The sequence below is a fragment of the Alphaproteobacteria bacterium genome, from assembly GCA_016699735.1.
Classification (GTDB): Bacteria; Pseudomonadota; Alphaproteobacteria; order Micavibrionales; family Micavibrionaceae; genus JAGNKE01.
This window is the reverse complement of record CP065008.1, coordinates 2,067,268-2,080,434: the sequence shown is the minus strand read 5'-3', so window position 1 is coordinate 2,080,434 and position 13,167 is coordinate 2,067,268. Positions and strand designations below refer to the sequence as shown.

Sequence of the window (13,167 nt, the reverse complement as noted above, 5' to 3'; positions counted from 1 at the left end):
TTAAATCTCCCTAATGTCTGTGAGTTTTCCGGTGATCGCGGCGGCGGCGGCCATTGCAGGGGAAAGCAGGTGGGTGCGTCCGCCCCTGCCTTGCCGACCCTCGAAATTGCGGTTGGAGGTGGAGGCGCAACGCTCGCCGGGCTGGAGCTGGTCGGGGTTCATGCCCAGGCACATGGAGCAGCCGGGTTCGCGCCAGTCGAAACCCGCCTCGATGAGGATGGCGGCGATACCCTCTTCCTCCGCCTGCGCCTTCACAAGGCCTGATCCGGGGACGACCATAGCCTCAACGGTGGAGGCGACTTTCTTGCCTTCGACAACCTTAGCGACTTCGCGCAAATCTTCTATGCGGGCGTTGGTGCAGGAGCCGATGAAGACCTTGTCGATTTTGATATCCGTCATTTTCGTTCCCGGTGTGAGGCCCATGTAGGCCAGCATCCGTTCGACCGAGGCTTTCTTGTTCGGGTCTTTGAAGTCGGCGGGGGAGGGGACGGTTCCGGTGATCGGCACGACATCTTCGGGGGTTGTGCCCCATGTGACGATGGGGGGGATGTCTTCGGCCTTTAAAGAAACTTCCTTGTCGTATTGCGCTCCCTCATCGCTGAAAAAGGTTTTCCAGTAAGAAACGGCCTTGTCCCAATGTCCGGCCTTCGGAGCGAGGGGGCGGCCCTTGATGTATCGGAAAGTGGTTTCGTCGGCGGCGATCAATCCGGCACGTGCGCCGCCCTCGATGGACATATTGCACATGGTCATGCGGCCCTCCATGGAGAGGGAGCGGACGGCCTCGCCCGCAAATTCGATGACGTGGCCATTGCCGCCCGCCGTGCCGATCTCGCCGATGATGGCGAGGATCATGTCTTTTGCCGTTACTCCTCTCGCGAGTTTTCCGTTCACGGTCACACGCATATTTTTGCTTTTTTTCTGGATCAGCGTCTGGGTGGCCAGAACGTGTTCGACTTCGGATGTGCCGATGCCGAAGGCCAGGGCGCCGAAGGCTCCGTGGGTGCTGGTGTGGGAGTCGCCGCAGACGATGGTCATACCCGGCTGGGTGAAGCCCTGCTCGGGGCCGATGATGTGTACAATTCCCTGACGCACGTCGGAGAGGTCGAAGAGCTGGACGCCGAATTCCTCACAGTTTTCGCGCAAAGTATCGACCTGAATCCGGCTTTCCTCTTCTACGATGGGTTTGGAGCGGTCGGTCGTCGGGACGTTGTGGTCCATCACGGCCAAGGTGGCCTCGGGGCGGCGCACCTTGCGGCCCGATAAGCGGAGACCCTCGAAAGCCTGAGGGGAGGTGACTTCGTGGACCAGATGGCGGTCGATATAGATCAAGCAGGTGCCGTCCTCGGATCGGTCGATGACATGTTCGTCCCAGATTTTGTCGTAAAGCGTGCGTGCGGTCATGGATTCTTACCCACAATCATGTTTTTCTTTCCCCTTATACAGCATATCCGGCGGGTTTTCGCAAATGACTGATTCTGTTTGTCTTTTAAAGGGTCTAAAAGTTTGATTTTTTTAGTGAAAAGCAGTATAAGTTGATTGATTTATGCAAATCAGGCACAATAGAGAGCGGATTTATTGGGCTTTTTTATAATTATAACTCGGGGGTTATTATGGGTACAAGTGGTGCAGGCAGCGTGGGCGGAAGCCGGGAAACAGAGGCCCGTTTAAAGATTCAGGATATTTTCAGCCAGTCCAAGGCACCGAATGCCGGGACCATTAATATCGTTCTGCAGAACAAGGATAACAAGCTGGAAGTGGCGACACTCGCTTACGATCCGCAGATGGCGGTTCATCTCAGGAGCAATACTGCTCTGCAAGGGCGTGAGCTTGATCCGAAGAAGCTGGAGGCGGCCGGGATCAAGGGCGTTCAACCCAATGCGAGTTATTACGCTTTTCCCGACTTTGCGAAGGCTATCGTTCAGAATTATAATAGCGCCATGGGTACCGGAACCACTCTTTATAACCAACTCAGCAGTGAGCTTGGCTATACAGACCGTCTTGACACTTCTTCGCCTGTGCGTGATATCTCGCAGATTAATGATTTTCAGGGGTGGCGCCAGTTGTCGGATATGCTTGAGGGCGCACAAAGAGAGGCCGCAAAAATTCCGGGTTCCGTCAGCCGCGTTCTCACGGACCAGATCGATCCCGCCCAGCAGGCTTTGGCCAGTGCCGGGGGGAATGCGATCAAGCTCTCGGAGTTCCATTTCGACAGGATCAAGCCGTACGCTCCCGGTATGGAAGTTCCGGCCTTCAATTACGACAGTCTGTTGCCTGACCGGACGGGTTCGGGCGCTGGTGGCGGTCCTAGGCCTCAGCGGTAACCGATTGATTTTCAATCGTTAACCTGTTTGTAACCCCTTTTGGCTACACTTATTTTGCAGTGCAGTATCAAAAGGGGTTCTTTTATGCTTAACGGTTCCTTGGCCCTGTCGGGCGTGACTGCGTCTTTTGAAATTTCCGAGTCCGGGCATCCGCACATCCGGTTTTTCGATCCCGCTTATGTGCGGGCGGAAACAATCGTTTTTGAAACCGATACGCGGGCCATCCATGCTGTCTTGCATGAGAGTCTGATTTATATCGGTCAGGTTCCCGAAGTCCATGAGGCGGCCTTTAAAGCGCACGAGGAGGTCGTTCTTTCTGCCAACCATTATGCGGGGCATTCGGTCTGCCTGACGGCCAAGATTGCCCGCACGGCGCGGGGCTGAACAGCCAAAACCCTTCACAGGGCGTGAAGGGTTTTTGAAATAGACTCTTTGCCATGTCTTATTTAGAGGCTTTGTTTTTTGCAGGCTTTTCCTTTTTCGGCGCCTTTTCCTTTTTTTCAGCTTTCGGCGCCTTTTCTGCGGCGTCCTTCACTTTGCCGTCCTCTTCGGGCTTATCCATGCCGACGCCGGTGGTGCGCTCGGTGATGCGGGCCTTCTTGCCGCGCAGGTCGCGCAGGTAGTAAAGCTTGGCGCGGCGGACGGAACCGCGGCGGATGATTTCGATCCCATCAATACGGGGGCTCCAGATCGGGAAAACACGCTCAACGCCTTCGCCATAGCTGATTTTGCGGACTGTAAAGCTTTCGTTCGAGCCACTGCCGGAGCGGGAGATACAAACGCCTTCGTAGGCCTGGATACGTTCGCGGCCACCTTCGCTGATCTTCACGTTGACCTTGACGGTGTCACCCGGAGCGAAATCGGGAATTTGTTTGGAGGCCTGAGCTTTTTCAAGCTGCTTGGCTTCGAATTTTTGCAGTGTGTTCATGGTTTTATCCCTTATCAGAACCCGATTTCAGCTCTTAAACTCTCAAGAACCGACGGTCCTATTCTCTTTTTAGAGGATTTAAACAAATTCGGGCCTTTCTATAGTATTTAGCCTTGGAAAACAAGTTATTTTTTGGAGGTTTTCCCGCTGGATTTGAGACTTAAGTAGCGTTCCCAGAGGTCAGGGCGTCTGGCTTCGGTTAGGCTTTCAGACTGCCCACGGCGCCAATCCGCGATGTGTTTATGGTTCCCCGAGGTCAGGATGTCTGGCACGGTTCGGGTTATTCCGTTGGCGGAGGTCCATTCGGCGGGGCGGGTGTAGTGGGGGTATTCCAGAAGTCCGCCTGAGAAACTCTCCTCGCTGGTCGTTTCGGCGTTTCCCAGAACTTCGGGGAGGAGGCGGATGCAGGCATCCATCAGGATCAGGGCCGCTGGTTCGCCGCCGGAGAGAACGTAATCGCCGATACTGATTTCCTCAAAATTCTCGCTGTCAAGCACACGCTGATCGACGCCTTCGTAGCGGCCGCAGAGAAGCGTGAGGGCCGGCTGTTTCGACAGTTCCTGTGCCAGTTTCTGCGTCAAGGGGGTGCCGCGGGGGCTAAGATAGATTTTTCGGCCAGGGTTTTCGATCGAGCGTACGGCCTTTTCGATGATGTCGGGGCGCATGACCATGCCTGCGCCGCCGCCGTAAGGGGTGTCGTCCACACTTTTATGAACGCCTTCTGCAAAATCGCGGATGTTGACCGTCTTAAGAGACCAGAGGTTTTTTTCTAGTGCCTTGCCGCTGAGGGACAGGCCAAGCGGGCCGGGGAACATATCCGGGAAAAGGGTCAGAATATTGACGTGCCAAGGCGCGGTCATTTCAGGAACGCCAGTCCCTCATCCGTGAGGATGAGGAAACCCTCCTCGCCTTTAACATCTCCGACAAACAGGCTGCGGAAGGGGACATAACCGCTTTTGCCTTCGTCGGTCAGAATATCCAGAAGGTCGCCCGCGCCGAAATTATCGACAGTGGTGACCTTGCCGAGGCGGACGTTTGCGGTGTTGCGGACTTCGAGGCCGATGAGGTCTTCAATGTAAAATTCCGTCTCGTCTTGGAGTTCCGGCAGATTTTCCCGGTCGGTCCAGAGTTCCGTCCCCCTAAGGTTTTCTGCGTGATCCCGGTCGTTGCATCCAGTCACCGATGCCGTCAGGGTTTTGCCCGAAAGATTATGGATTTTTACGCCCAGTCTTTCTGTCCCTTCCGCTCCGGTGTAAAGCGGGCTGAGGGTTTCAAGAAGGTACACATCCTCTCCGAAGGGCAAAATTTTGACCAGCCCCTTGACCCCGTGCGCGGAAACGATTTTTCCCAGACAGACCCGTTTGGGCTTTTCTGTTGCGCGGGGTTTGGGAGGGCTGGCCATAAGGTTTTGCCTTTATTCAGCCGACAATTATTCAGCGGCTGTTTCGCCTTCTGCAGCCGGAGCTTCAGCAGGTGCAGCAGCAGCCTGAGCGGCCGCTTCGGCAGCCGCTTTTCTTTTCTCAGCCTTGTCCGCAATTCTCAGCTTGGTCTTTTCGGACTGCGCGGATTTGTTCGGGCGGTTGGGCTGTTTGGGCATTTCGATGATGCCGGCCTTGCCGAGGAAGATCGCCACGCGCTCGGAGGGCTGGGCGCCCTGCGAGAGCCAGTATTCGATCCGGTCCTTTACGAGGCGGACGCGGTTTTCGTTGTCCGTCGGCAGCAGCGGGTCATAGGTTCCCAGCTTTTCGATGAAACGTCCGTCGCGGGGCATTCTTTTGTCTGCCACAACGATCCGGTAGTAGGGGCGGTTTTTGCGTCCGCCTCTGGTCAGTCTGATTGCAAGTGCCATATTCAGTCTCCTTTACTTTTCAAATCAGAATTTCTGTGGTTAAGCCTTATTTCTTGGTGTCCTGTTTTTTCTTGCCGTCCTGCGCGGACGAACCGCCGAGACCGGGCAGCGCTCCGGGCTTTCCGCCCAAACCCGGCAGCATCGCGCCGGAGGCAGAGTTCCCCGTATCGAATTGCGCCATGTCGGCGGCCAGGGATTCGGCGTCGAGCGTTTCGGTCAGCATTTCGAGTTCGTCCATGTTGCCGCCCATCATCTGCTTCATCATGCCCATCATCTGGCCCTTGCCCATCTTCCGCATCCGCTTCATCATGGTTTGCATCTGCTTGAGCTGCTTGGTCAGGGTATTGATTTCCTGAACGGTCGTGCCCGATCCCGCCGCGATGCGTTTTTTGCGGGAGGCGTTCAGGAGGTCGGGCTTCGTGCGTTCTTTGGCGGTCATCGAAAAAATGATTGCTTCCTGACGTTTGACGAGAGAGTCGTTCATACCTGCCGATTCCAGCTTTCCGGCCATCGCGCTCAGGCCCGGCATCATCTTGATGAGGGAGGACATCCCGCCCATTTTTTTCATCTGCTGGATTTGTTTAAGCAGGTCGTTGAAATCCATCTGGCCTTTCTTGAACTTGCGGGCCATGTCGGCGGCTTCGGCGCGGTCTACATTTTCGGCGGCGCGCTCAACAAGGCTGACCACGTCGCCCATGCCGAGGATGCGCCCTGCAATCCGGCTGGGGTGGAATACTTCGATCTCGGTCCATTTTTCGCCGACGCCGATGAGCTTGATGGGTTTTCCGGTTACGGCCTTCATCGACATGGCCGCGCCGCCACGGGCATCGCCGTCCACGCGGGTGAGCATGATCCCGGTCAGGCCGATGCGGTCATTGAATATTTTCGCGGTGTTTACGGCGTCCTGTCCGGTCATCGCGTCGGCGACGAGCAGGGTTTCGACAGGGTTGGCGAATTTCTGGATGCTTTCGGCCTCCTTCATCATCTCCTCGTCGATGGAAAGGCGTCCGGCGGTATCCAGCATGACAACGTCATAGCCTTCCTTGCGGCCGGTTTCCATGGCGCGTTTGGCAATGTCCAGAGGCTTCTGGCCTTCGATGATGGGCAGCGTCGCGATGCCTGTCTGTTCGCCGAGGATTTTGAGCTGCTGCTGGGCTGCGGGGCGGTAGACGTCGAGCGAGGCCATCAGGACTTTCTTGTTGCGCTTTTCGGTCAGGACTTTGGCAATCTTGGCGGTCGAGGTTGTTTTTCCCGATCCCTGTAAACCGACCATGAGATAGGCACAGGGTGCCGCGCCGAATTTCAGCTCCGCGCTTTCGGAGCCGAGCATTTCAACCAGCGCGTCGTGGACGATTTTTATAACCTGGTGGCCAGGGTTGACGCCCTTGATGATATTCTGGCCGACGGCCTTGTCTTTTATTTGCGCGATAAACTCCTTGACGACCGGCAGGGCGACGTCCGCCTCCAGCAGGGCGATGCGGATTTCCCGCGATATGGCCATGACGTCATTTTCCGAGAGTGTCGCCTTGCCGCGAAGCTTCGAGAAGACGTTTCCTAATTTTTCACTGAGCGATTCAAACATATGAATCTCAATTCCTTACGTTTAAAAACATAAAACATTTTTGCCGCAGTGAGCGTAATTTCGCCGACTGCGGGGCACCTGGTCCTCTAGAGACCTCGGGCGCTGACAAACTTTGATGTCAGCTAACGGGGGTTACGTAGCATAAAAATATCTGCTAAATCAAGCGTTATGATGAATTTTCTCAAGATGCACGGGCTAGGTAATGACTTTGTGATTCTGGACCAAAGGGCCGGGTTGCAGCCACTTTCGCGTGAGGCGGCGGCGCGGATCAGCGATCGGCATTTCGGGGTGGGGTGTGACCAACTCATTATCCTCGAACCGTCTGAAAAAGCTGATCTTTTCATGCGGATTTACAATCCTGACGGGTCGGAAGCCGAGTCGTGCGGCAATGCTACACGTTGCGTGGCCGATCTGGTGATGAAGCAGCAGGGCAACGGTGCCTGTCTGATCGAGACAAAGGGCGGGATTCTAGATTGCCGCCGCGCCGCCGGGATGCAGGTCAGCGTCGATATGGGGCCGCCGCGCCTTGGATGGCAGGACATACCGCTTTCCGAGGAGAAGGATACCTTGCATCTGGGCATCGGGCAGGGGCCGGCTCATGATCCGGTCGGTGTGAATATGGGCAACCCGCATTGCGTGTTTTTTGTTCAGGGGATTGAGGAAATCCCGATTGAGGCGCTTGGTCCGGTTTTCGAGCGGCATAAGCTGTTCCCACAGCGGGCAAATATCAGCTTTGCGGAGGTTACGGGTGGCGCGTCGATAAGGATGCGCGTTTGGGAGCGCGGGGCCGGGGTGACGCTGGCCTGCGGGTCGGCTTCCTGTGCCACTATTGTTGCGGCGGTCCGGCGCGGATTGATCACTGGGCGTTCCGCCGACATTCAGATGGATGGCGGGGCGCTGCGGCTGGAATGGCGGGAGGGTGACGGGCACGTCCTGATGGTCGGTCCGGTTTCCTATGTATTCGAAGGGCGTTTGCCGGAGGTCTAAAAAAATGGCTAAAAGTCTTAATAAATCCCGGATGCGGGACAGCCGGGCGGCGCTTCTTTTCGTGCTCTTTGCTGCGTTTTTCACGAAGGCGCTGATTCCCTATGAAACCGCTTTGCATGAGGGGTTGGAGTTTTTCGGGTATCTATTGATTGCCTTCTGTGCGATGGGGCGGCTTTATTCCACGGCCTTTCTGGGCGGGTTTAAAAACCAGACGCTGATTACCTATGGCGCGTTTTCCGTGGTGCGGAACCCTCTATATTTCTTTTCACTGGTCGGTATGACAGGGGTGGCTCTTATTTCTACGCATATTCTCATTATTATTTTCATGCCGATTTTTTTCATCGTGATCTATCATTTTCTGATCCGGCGCGAGGAGGCGTTTTTGCTGGAAACGTTCGGAGACGAATATGCGGCTTACATGAAATCCGTGCCGCGCCTGATTCCCAATCCCCGGCTTTATCAGGCACCTGAGAGGATTGAGACTGTGCCCAAGTATCTGAACAAGGCGTTCAAGGATGCGATCTGGTGGTTTGCGGCGTTTCCTTTGTTCGAGTTCGCGGAGTATCTGCAGGAGGCGGGGGTGGTTCAGCCTCTGTTCGTCATTCCTTGATTGTAATATGCAAACATTGACGCGGGCGTTTTTCCTGCTGTAAGTTGGCACACTATGACAAAGAATAATATTGTTCAGAATAGCCCAAAGCCCAGAGAAAAAGGGGCGAACAGCGATCCGCAGGTGGTGACGTTCGGCTGTCGCCTGAATGTTCATGAGTCCGAGGTGATGCGAGACCATGCCCGGAACGCCGGATTGCAGGATGTGATTATCTTTAATACCTGCGCGGTGACGAAGGAGGCCGAGCGGCAGGCGCGGCAGGCGATCCGTCGAGCCAAGCGCGAAAATCCCGAGGCGCAGATCATCGTGACCGGGTGCAGCGCGCAGGTTAATCCGAAACAATATGCCGAGATGAAGGAAGTCAGCCGGATCATCGGCAACGATCTCAAGCTTCAGGCGGAAAGCTGGGGCGCTCCGGTTCATGAACGCATTCTCGTCAACGATATCATGTCGGTGAAAGAGACGGCGGGGCATCTGATCGACGGTTACGAGGACCGGACGCGGGCGTTTTTGCAGGTGCAAAATGGCTGCGACCATCGTTGTACCTTTTGCATCATTCCCTTCGGGCGCGGGAATTCGCGGTCTGTACCCATCGGGGTGATCGCCCGACAGGTTCATGCGCTGGTCGAGGGGGGATATAAGGAAATCGTTTTTACGGGCGTTGATGTGACCTCCTACGGACAGGATCTGCCGGGGACGCCGAGTCTGGGGCAGATGATCCGGCGGGTACTGGCACTAGTGCCCGCGTTGCCTCGTGTTCGGCTTTCCTCTCTGGATCCGGTTGAGATTGACAGTGATCTCTGGCGTCTGATCGCCGAGGAGCCGCGCTTTATGCCGCACCTGCATCTCTCGGTGCAGGCGGGAGACGATATGATTTTGAAACGCATGAAGCGGCGTCATTCGCGGCAGGACGTGATCGATGTCTGCAAAAAGGCGAAGGCTTTGCGCCCAGAGATGGCTTTCGGGGCGGATATTATCGCCGGGTTTCCGACGGAGACAGATGCGATGTTTGAAAATACTTTGAGGCTCGTGGAAGAGTGCGATCTGACTTTCCTCCATGTATTTCCGTATTCCGAGAGAGAGGGCACGCCCGCGGCCAAAATGCCGCAGGTTAATCCGGCGGTCCGCAAGAAGCGTGCGGCGCACTTGCGGGCATTGCGTACTTCGCAGATGGAGAAATTTCTTGCTGCCAATGTAGGGCGGGAGGTCGAGGTTCTGGTCGAAAAAGACGGGTTGGGGCGGGCGGAGAATTTTGCGTCCGTTCAGCTTGACCAAATCCTTGAGGTTGGCACCCTTGCACTCGTGCGGATTGGCGGCGTTTCGGGGGAGGTTCTGACCGGGACAGTCTTGTCCGGCGCTGTGGCGGAGCGCGAAGTCCTCCGCGCCTGATTTTTTTCCGTTTTCCTGTGTTTATTTCCTGCGGCGGGGATTATACTCTTCGACAGATACCGATGAGGCAGACCCAATGATTTTCTGGCGTAAGAAGAACAATATCTCCGATCAGGAAAAAGAGGAGCAGGACGACAAGCTTCTGCACCCCGACAAGGAGCCTGCGCTCGAACCTTCGACGGATTATGAGGCCGCGCTTGATGCCGATATGCTTGCCGAATTGGTCGATACGGAAGCCGATATCCTTGATGAGCTGGAAGAGGTTCCCGTTCCCGAACACCGTTTGTTCGATGATAGGAAAGAAGCTGAAGATCTGAGCGATCATACGGAAGAGGGGGGCTGGTTCTGGCGACTGACGCGGGGCTTAAGCAAGTCTTCCACCAAGCTGACCGGCGGGATTTCCGATCTTCTGACCAAGAAAAAGCTGGATCAGGAGACGCTCGACCAGCTTGAGGAGCTTTTGATCGAAGCCGATCTCGGGCCGAAAACAGCGGCGAAGATTATCGCCGATTTTTCCAAGGATCGTTTCGGGAAGGATATTTCCGAAGAGGAGGTGCGCGAGGCGCTGGCGTCCGGCATCGAAAAAATTCTCAAACCTGTCGCCAAGCCGATCAATACGGCCAAGCCCGATGACGGGCCTTTCGTTATCCTTGTTTGCGGGGTGAACGGGGCGGGGAAGACCACGACCATCGGAAAATACGCCAGTCATTTGCTGCGCGAGCAGAAGAAGAGTGTGATGATTGCTGCGGGCGATACGTTCCGGGCGGCGGCGATCGAGCAGCTTGCGGCCTGGGCGAAGCGCGGAGGCGCTACCCTGTTTGCCAAAGACGTCGGCGCGGACGCGGCGGCGGTGGCGTTTGAGGCTTATGACATGGCTATCAGCCAGAAAACCGATATTCTGATGATCGATACGGCGGGGCGGTTGCAGAATAAATCCAACCTGATGGCCGAGCTGGAGAAGATTATCCGTGTCCTCAAGAAGCGCAATGAGGCTGTTCCTCATGCCGTGCTGCTGGTTCTGGACGCCACGACGGGGCAGAACGCCTTTTCGCAGGTTGAGACGTTCAAGAAGATGGTGCAGGTTACGGGCCTGATCGTCACGAAGCTGGACGGATCGGCGAAGGGGGGCGTTCTTGTCGGTCTTGCGGATCAGTTCGGGTTGCCTGTCCATGCCATCGGGGTGGGTGAGGGTGTGCGCGACCTGCGGCCCTTCGAGGCGCGGCAATATGCGCGGAGCCTGATGGGGCTTGAGGCGTAATGATTTCTGTGTTTTCGTCAGTAATTAATTGATTTTAAACGAAAAGACGCCATTATTAAGCCATGGTCAAGATTCCTCCCAAGTTCAAACCCCGCAGTTTTAAAGACGCCGATAAAGCCCTCGCGGCCGTGCAGGAGATTTACCGCGCCCATATCGCCTATCTGCGCGATTCTTTTACCGAATATGCCAGGAGTTCCGCCGGATTTGCGGCTGTGAGCGCCTGCTATCCTTATGTAAAAATTATTGCCAAGGCCGGACGGCGCGGGGATACGCGCTTTGCCTACGGGTATGCTTCGAAGCCGGGGGTTTACGGCACGACCCTTACGAATCCTGAATTGTTCGCTTCCTATTACCGGGAGCAGTTTTCCCTGCTGCTGATGAACCACGACAGCGTGCTGGAAGTGGGGGTCAGCGATACGGCGATCCCTGTTCATTTCGCGCTGGGGCATGATTTTCACCTCGAATCCGATCTCGATGCCGACAAGATCAGGGATCTGCCGCTTTCCTTCGATGTGCCGGATCTGAGCATCCTCGACGATGACGTCGCCAATTCGCTTTATGTGCCTAAGACGCCGGACGAGCCGCGGCCATTGTCTTTGTTCACCGCGCCGCGGGTCGATCTCAGCCTGCAGCGCCTCAAGCATTATTGCGGCACGTCGGCCAAGCACTTCCAGGGATTCATCCTGTTCACGAACTACCAGTTCTATATCGACGAGTTTATCCAGATTTCCCACCAGATGATGCGGAGCACGGACGATCCGCAGGTCCGCAAGCACCGCGCCGATTATGTCGCGTTCGTTGAGCCGGGGGACAAGATCACGGTCAATAAAAACCTTGAAAAAACCGGGGAACGCGAGAGCGCCGGTGCGGTTCTCTCGCGGATGCCGCAGATGCCCGCCTATCACCTGAAACGCGCCGACGGGACGGGAATCACGATGGTCAATATCGGGGTCGGGCCGTCGAACGCCAAGACCATTACCGATCATATCGCCGTGCTGCGCCCCCATGCATGGATCATGCTGGGGCATTGCGCGGGGCTACGGAATTCGCAGCGGCTGGGGGACTACGTTCTCGCCCATGCCTATCTGCGGGAGGACAAGATTCTCGATGAGTTCCTGCCGCCCTATATTCCTGTTCCGGCGCTGGCGGAAATCCAACTCACGCTTGAAAAGGCGGTGGCCGAAGTGACGGGCAACGAAGGGTTCGACCTTAAGAAAATCATGCGGACCGGGACGGTGGCGACGACGGATGACCGGAACTGGGAGCTTCATTCCTACCTGACGCAGAACCGGCGTTTGAGCCAGAGCCGGGCGATTGCGCTGGATATGGAATCCGGGACGATTGCGGCCAACGGGTTCCGGTTCCGTGTACCCTATGGAACTCTGCTGTGCGTCTCCGACAAGCCTCTGCACGGGCAGCTCAAGCTGCCGGGGATGGCGGACTCGTTTTACCGGGAGCGCGTGGAGCAGCACCTCAAGATCGGGCTTTTGACCATGACCCTGCTGCGCGAATATTCCGCCGAGAAGCTTCACAGCCGCAAGCTGCGGAGCTTCGATGAGCCGGCGTTCCGGTAATCTTTTTGTCATTCAGACATAAAAAAACGCGCCGGGGGGCGCGTTTGATGTTTTTTGGATCGGGAGGTTGCCTAGACCACGACATCCACCAGAGAACCGCGTCTTTGAGTCGTGTTCTGATTCTGGTTGCTGTTGGAGGCGGTCTGCTGGGCGCGGTTCTGGGCCTTGTCGTCCTCGTCCTTGCGCTTGTTGCGGGCGGCTTCGATTTCGTCGGCCTGAGAGGCGGCGGCGCCACGGGTCTGCACCTTGCTGCCCTGTTCGGCGGCTTTTTGCTGTTCCTCGCCGTTGCGGGCGGCGCGGTCCTGTTGATCGACGTTATTTGATTGAAGGCTTTGCGCGAGGGACGCCTGCTGGGCGCCTACTCCTGAAATTGAACCAGCCATACCTGAACCCTTTATGTAGAAGAAACTCTGAAAAGTGTAGCAGCTTACTCTTAACAAAAGATTACGCAGGGGTGAGATGACCATGCCATGAATGGCGGTTCATGAAAAGAGCAAAAATATTGCCCGGAAAACGGCGGAAATTAACGGGTTGGTAAGGATTTTCACGTATAAGGGAAGATGACGGAAAAGAAAAATTTTATTAAGACTTTATATACTTTTTTTCTCTTTTAGTCGCTAATGCGTTGATTTGCTTGAGTAAAGGATAGATTCAAACAAACGTTTAGTT

14 protein-coding genes are annotated in these 13,167 nt (G+C 55.8%); 7 read left to right on the top strand and 7 right to left on the bottom strand.

What is annotated here, in order from left to right; genetic code table 11:
- Entirely contained in the window at positions 1-1,401 is a 1,401-nt protein-coding gene (leuC, locus tag IPN28_10330; GenBank protein QQS56660.1) for a 3-isopropylmalate dehydratase large subunit, read from the bottom strand.
- A 209-nt stretch (positions 1,402-1,610) separates the two neighbouring features.
- On the opposite strand from leuC, the gene IPN28_10325 reads away from it, so the two are divergent.
- Both IPN28_10325 and IPN28_10320 read left to right on the top strand, forming a co-directional pair.
- Positions 1,611-2,321 carry a hypothetical protein gene (locus tag IPN28_10325; protein QQS56659.1) on the top strand — a complete coding sequence of 237 codons (711 nt, stop codon included), beginning with the start codon at positions 1,611-1,613 and terminating at the stop codon, positions 2,319-2,321.
- An 84-nt stretch (positions 2,322-2,405) separates the two neighbouring features.
- The gene (locus IPN28_10320) at positions 2,406-2,705 is read left to right on the top strand and encodes a hypothetical protein (protein QQS56658.1); all 300 of its coding nucleotides are present in this window, start codon (positions 2,406-2,408) and stop codon (positions 2,703-2,705) included.
- A 58-nt stretch (positions 2,706-2,763) separates the two neighbouring features.
- Here the strand turns inward: IPN28_10320 and rplS are convergent, their stop codons facing one another.
- The 5 genes from rplS to ffh all read right to left on the bottom strand — a co-directional run bounded on the left by rplS (position 2,764) and on the right by ffh (position 6,680).
- On the bottom strand, positions 2,764-3,249 hold the full coding sequence (gene rplS, locus IPN28_10315; GenBank protein ID QQS56657.1) for a 50S ribosomal protein L19: 486 nt from the start codon (positions 3,247-3,249) through the stop codon (positions 2,764-2,766).
- Between the two features lie 125 nt (positions 3,250-3,374).
- On the bottom strand, positions 3,375-4,109 hold the full coding sequence (trmD, locus tag IPN28_10310; protein QQS56656.1) for a tRNA (guanosine(37)-N1)-methyltransferase TrmD: 735 nt from the start codon (positions 4,107-4,109) through the stop codon (positions 3,375-3,377).
- Positions 4,106-4,651, bottom strand: a complete 546-nt coding sequence (rimM, locus tag IPN28_10305) for a 16S rRNA processing protein RimM (protein QQS56655.1) — start codon at positions 4,649-4,651, stop codon at positions 4,106-4,108. The genes trmD and rimM overlap by 4 nt, the downstream gene beginning before the upstream one ends.
- Positions 4,652-4,678: 27 nt before the next feature.
- Complete coding sequence (rpsP, locus tag IPN28_10300; GenBank protein QQS56654.1) at positions 4,679-5,098, bottom strand: 30S ribosomal protein S16; 420 nt, start codon at positions 5,096-5,098, stop codon at positions 4,679-4,681.
- Between the two features lie 46 nt (positions 5,099-5,144).
- Positions 5,145-6,680 carry a signal recognition particle protein gene (gene ffh / locus IPN28_10295; protein QQS56653.1) on the bottom strand — a complete coding sequence of 512 codons (1,536 nt, stop codon included), beginning with the start codon at positions 6,678-6,680 and terminating at the stop codon, positions 5,145-5,147.
- Positions 6,681-6,848: 168 nt separating this feature from the next.
- Between ffh and IPN28_10290 the strand changes: the two genes are divergently transcribed.
- The 5 genes from IPN28_10290 (at position 6,849) to IPN28_10270 (ending at position 12,498) form a co-directional block, all read left to right on the top strand.
- Positions 6,849-7,667, top strand: a complete 819-nt coding sequence (locus tag IPN28_10290) for a diaminopimelate epimerase (protein ID QQS56652.1) — start codon at positions 6,849-6,851, stop codon at positions 7,665-7,667.
- Positions 7,668-7,671: 4 nt separating this feature from the next.
- A complete protein-coding gene (locus IPN28_10285) occupies positions 7,672-8,277 on the top strand; it encodes an isoprenylcysteine carboxylmethyltransferase family protein (GenBank protein QQS56651.1) in 606 nt (201 codons plus the stop codon).
- Positions 8,278-8,331: 54 nt separating this feature from the next.
- Positions 8,332-9,666 carry a tRNA (N(6)-L-threonylcarbamoyladenosine(37)-C(2))-methylthiotransferase MtaB gene (mtaB, locus tag IPN28_10280; protein ID QQS56650.1) on the top strand — a complete coding sequence of 445 codons (1,335 nt, stop codon included), beginning with the start codon at positions 8,332-8,334 and terminating at the stop codon, positions 9,664-9,666.
- 76 nt (positions 9,667-9,742) lie between these two features.
- Positions 9,743-10,924: a signal recognition particle-docking protein FtsY gene (gene ftsY, locus IPN28_10275; GenBank protein QQS56649.1), complete on the top strand. Its 1,182-nt coding sequence runs from the start codon at positions 9,743-9,745 to the stop codon at positions 10,922-10,924.
- 62 nt (positions 10,925-10,986) lie between these two features.
- Entirely contained in the window at positions 10,987-12,498 is a 1,512-nt protein-coding gene (locus IPN28_10270) for an AMP nucleosidase (protein ID QQS56648.1), read from the top strand.
- A gap of 71 nt (positions 12,499-12,569) precedes the next feature.
- Here IPN28_10270 and IPN28_10265 read toward each other — a convergent pair whose 3' ends face one another.
- Positions 12,570-12,881 (bottom strand): hypothetical protein, encoded by a 312-nt coding sequence (locus IPN28_10265; GenBank protein ID QQS56647.1) that lies wholly within the window; start codon positions 12,879-12,881, stop codon positions 12,570-12,572.
- Positions 12,882-13,167 lie beyond the last annotated feature (286 nt).

Bases quoted from the DNA above. Each gene is read 5' to 3' on its own strand.
- leuC (QQS56660.1), bottom strand. From the start codon at position 1,401: ATGACCGCACGCACGCTTTACGACAAAATCTGGGACGAACATGTCATC.
- rpsP (QQS56654.1), bottom strand. From the start codon at position 5,098: ATGGCACTTGCAATCAGACTGACCAGAGGCGGACGCAAAAACCGCCCC.
- IPN28_10320 (QQS56658.1), top strand. From the start codon at position 2,406: ATGCTTAACGGTTCCTTGGCCCTGTCGGGCGTGACTGCGTCTTTTGAA.
- rimM (QQS56655.1), bottom strand. From the start codon at position 4,651: ATGGCCAGCCCTCCCAAACCCCGCGCAACAGAAAAGCCCAAACGGGTC.
- ffh (QQS56653.1), bottom strand. From the start codon at position 6,680: ATGTTTGAATCGCTCAGTGAAAAATTAGGAAACGTCTTCTCGAAGCTT.
- IPN28_10290 (QQS56652.1), top strand. From the start codon at position 6,849: ATGATGAATTTTCTCAAGATGCACGGGCTAGGTAATGACTTTGTGATT.
- IPN28_10325 (QQS56659.1), top strand. From the start codon at position 1,611: ATGGGTACAAGTGGTGCAGGCAGCGTGGGCGGAAGCCGGGAAACAGAG.
- IPN28_10285 (QQS56651.1), top strand. From the start codon at position 7,672: ATGGCTAAAAGTCTTAATAAATCCCGGATGCGGGACAGCCGGGCGGCG.
- mtaB (QQS56650.1), top strand. From the start codon at position 8,332: ATGACAAAGAATAATATTGTTCAGAATAGCCCAAAGCCCAGAGAAAAA.
- IPN28_10265 (QQS56647.1), bottom strand. From the start codon at position 12,881: ATGGCTGGTTCAATTTCAGGAGTAGGCGCCCAGCAGGCGTCCCTCGCG.
- IPN28_10270 (QQS56648.1), top strand. From the start codon at position 10,987: ATGGTCAAGATTCCTCCCAAGTTCAAACCCCGCAGTTTTAAAGACGCC.
- rplS (QQS56657.1), bottom strand. From the start codon at position 3,249: ATGAACACACTGCAAAAATTCGAAGCCAAGCAGCTTGAAAAAGCTCAG.
- ftsY (QQS56649.1), top strand. From the start codon at position 9,743: ATGATTTTCTGGCGTAAGAAGAACAATATCTCCGATCAGGAAAAAGAG.
- trmD (QQS56656.1), bottom strand. From the start codon at position 4,109: ATGACCGCGCCTTGGCACGTCAATATTCTGACCCTTTTCCCGGATATG.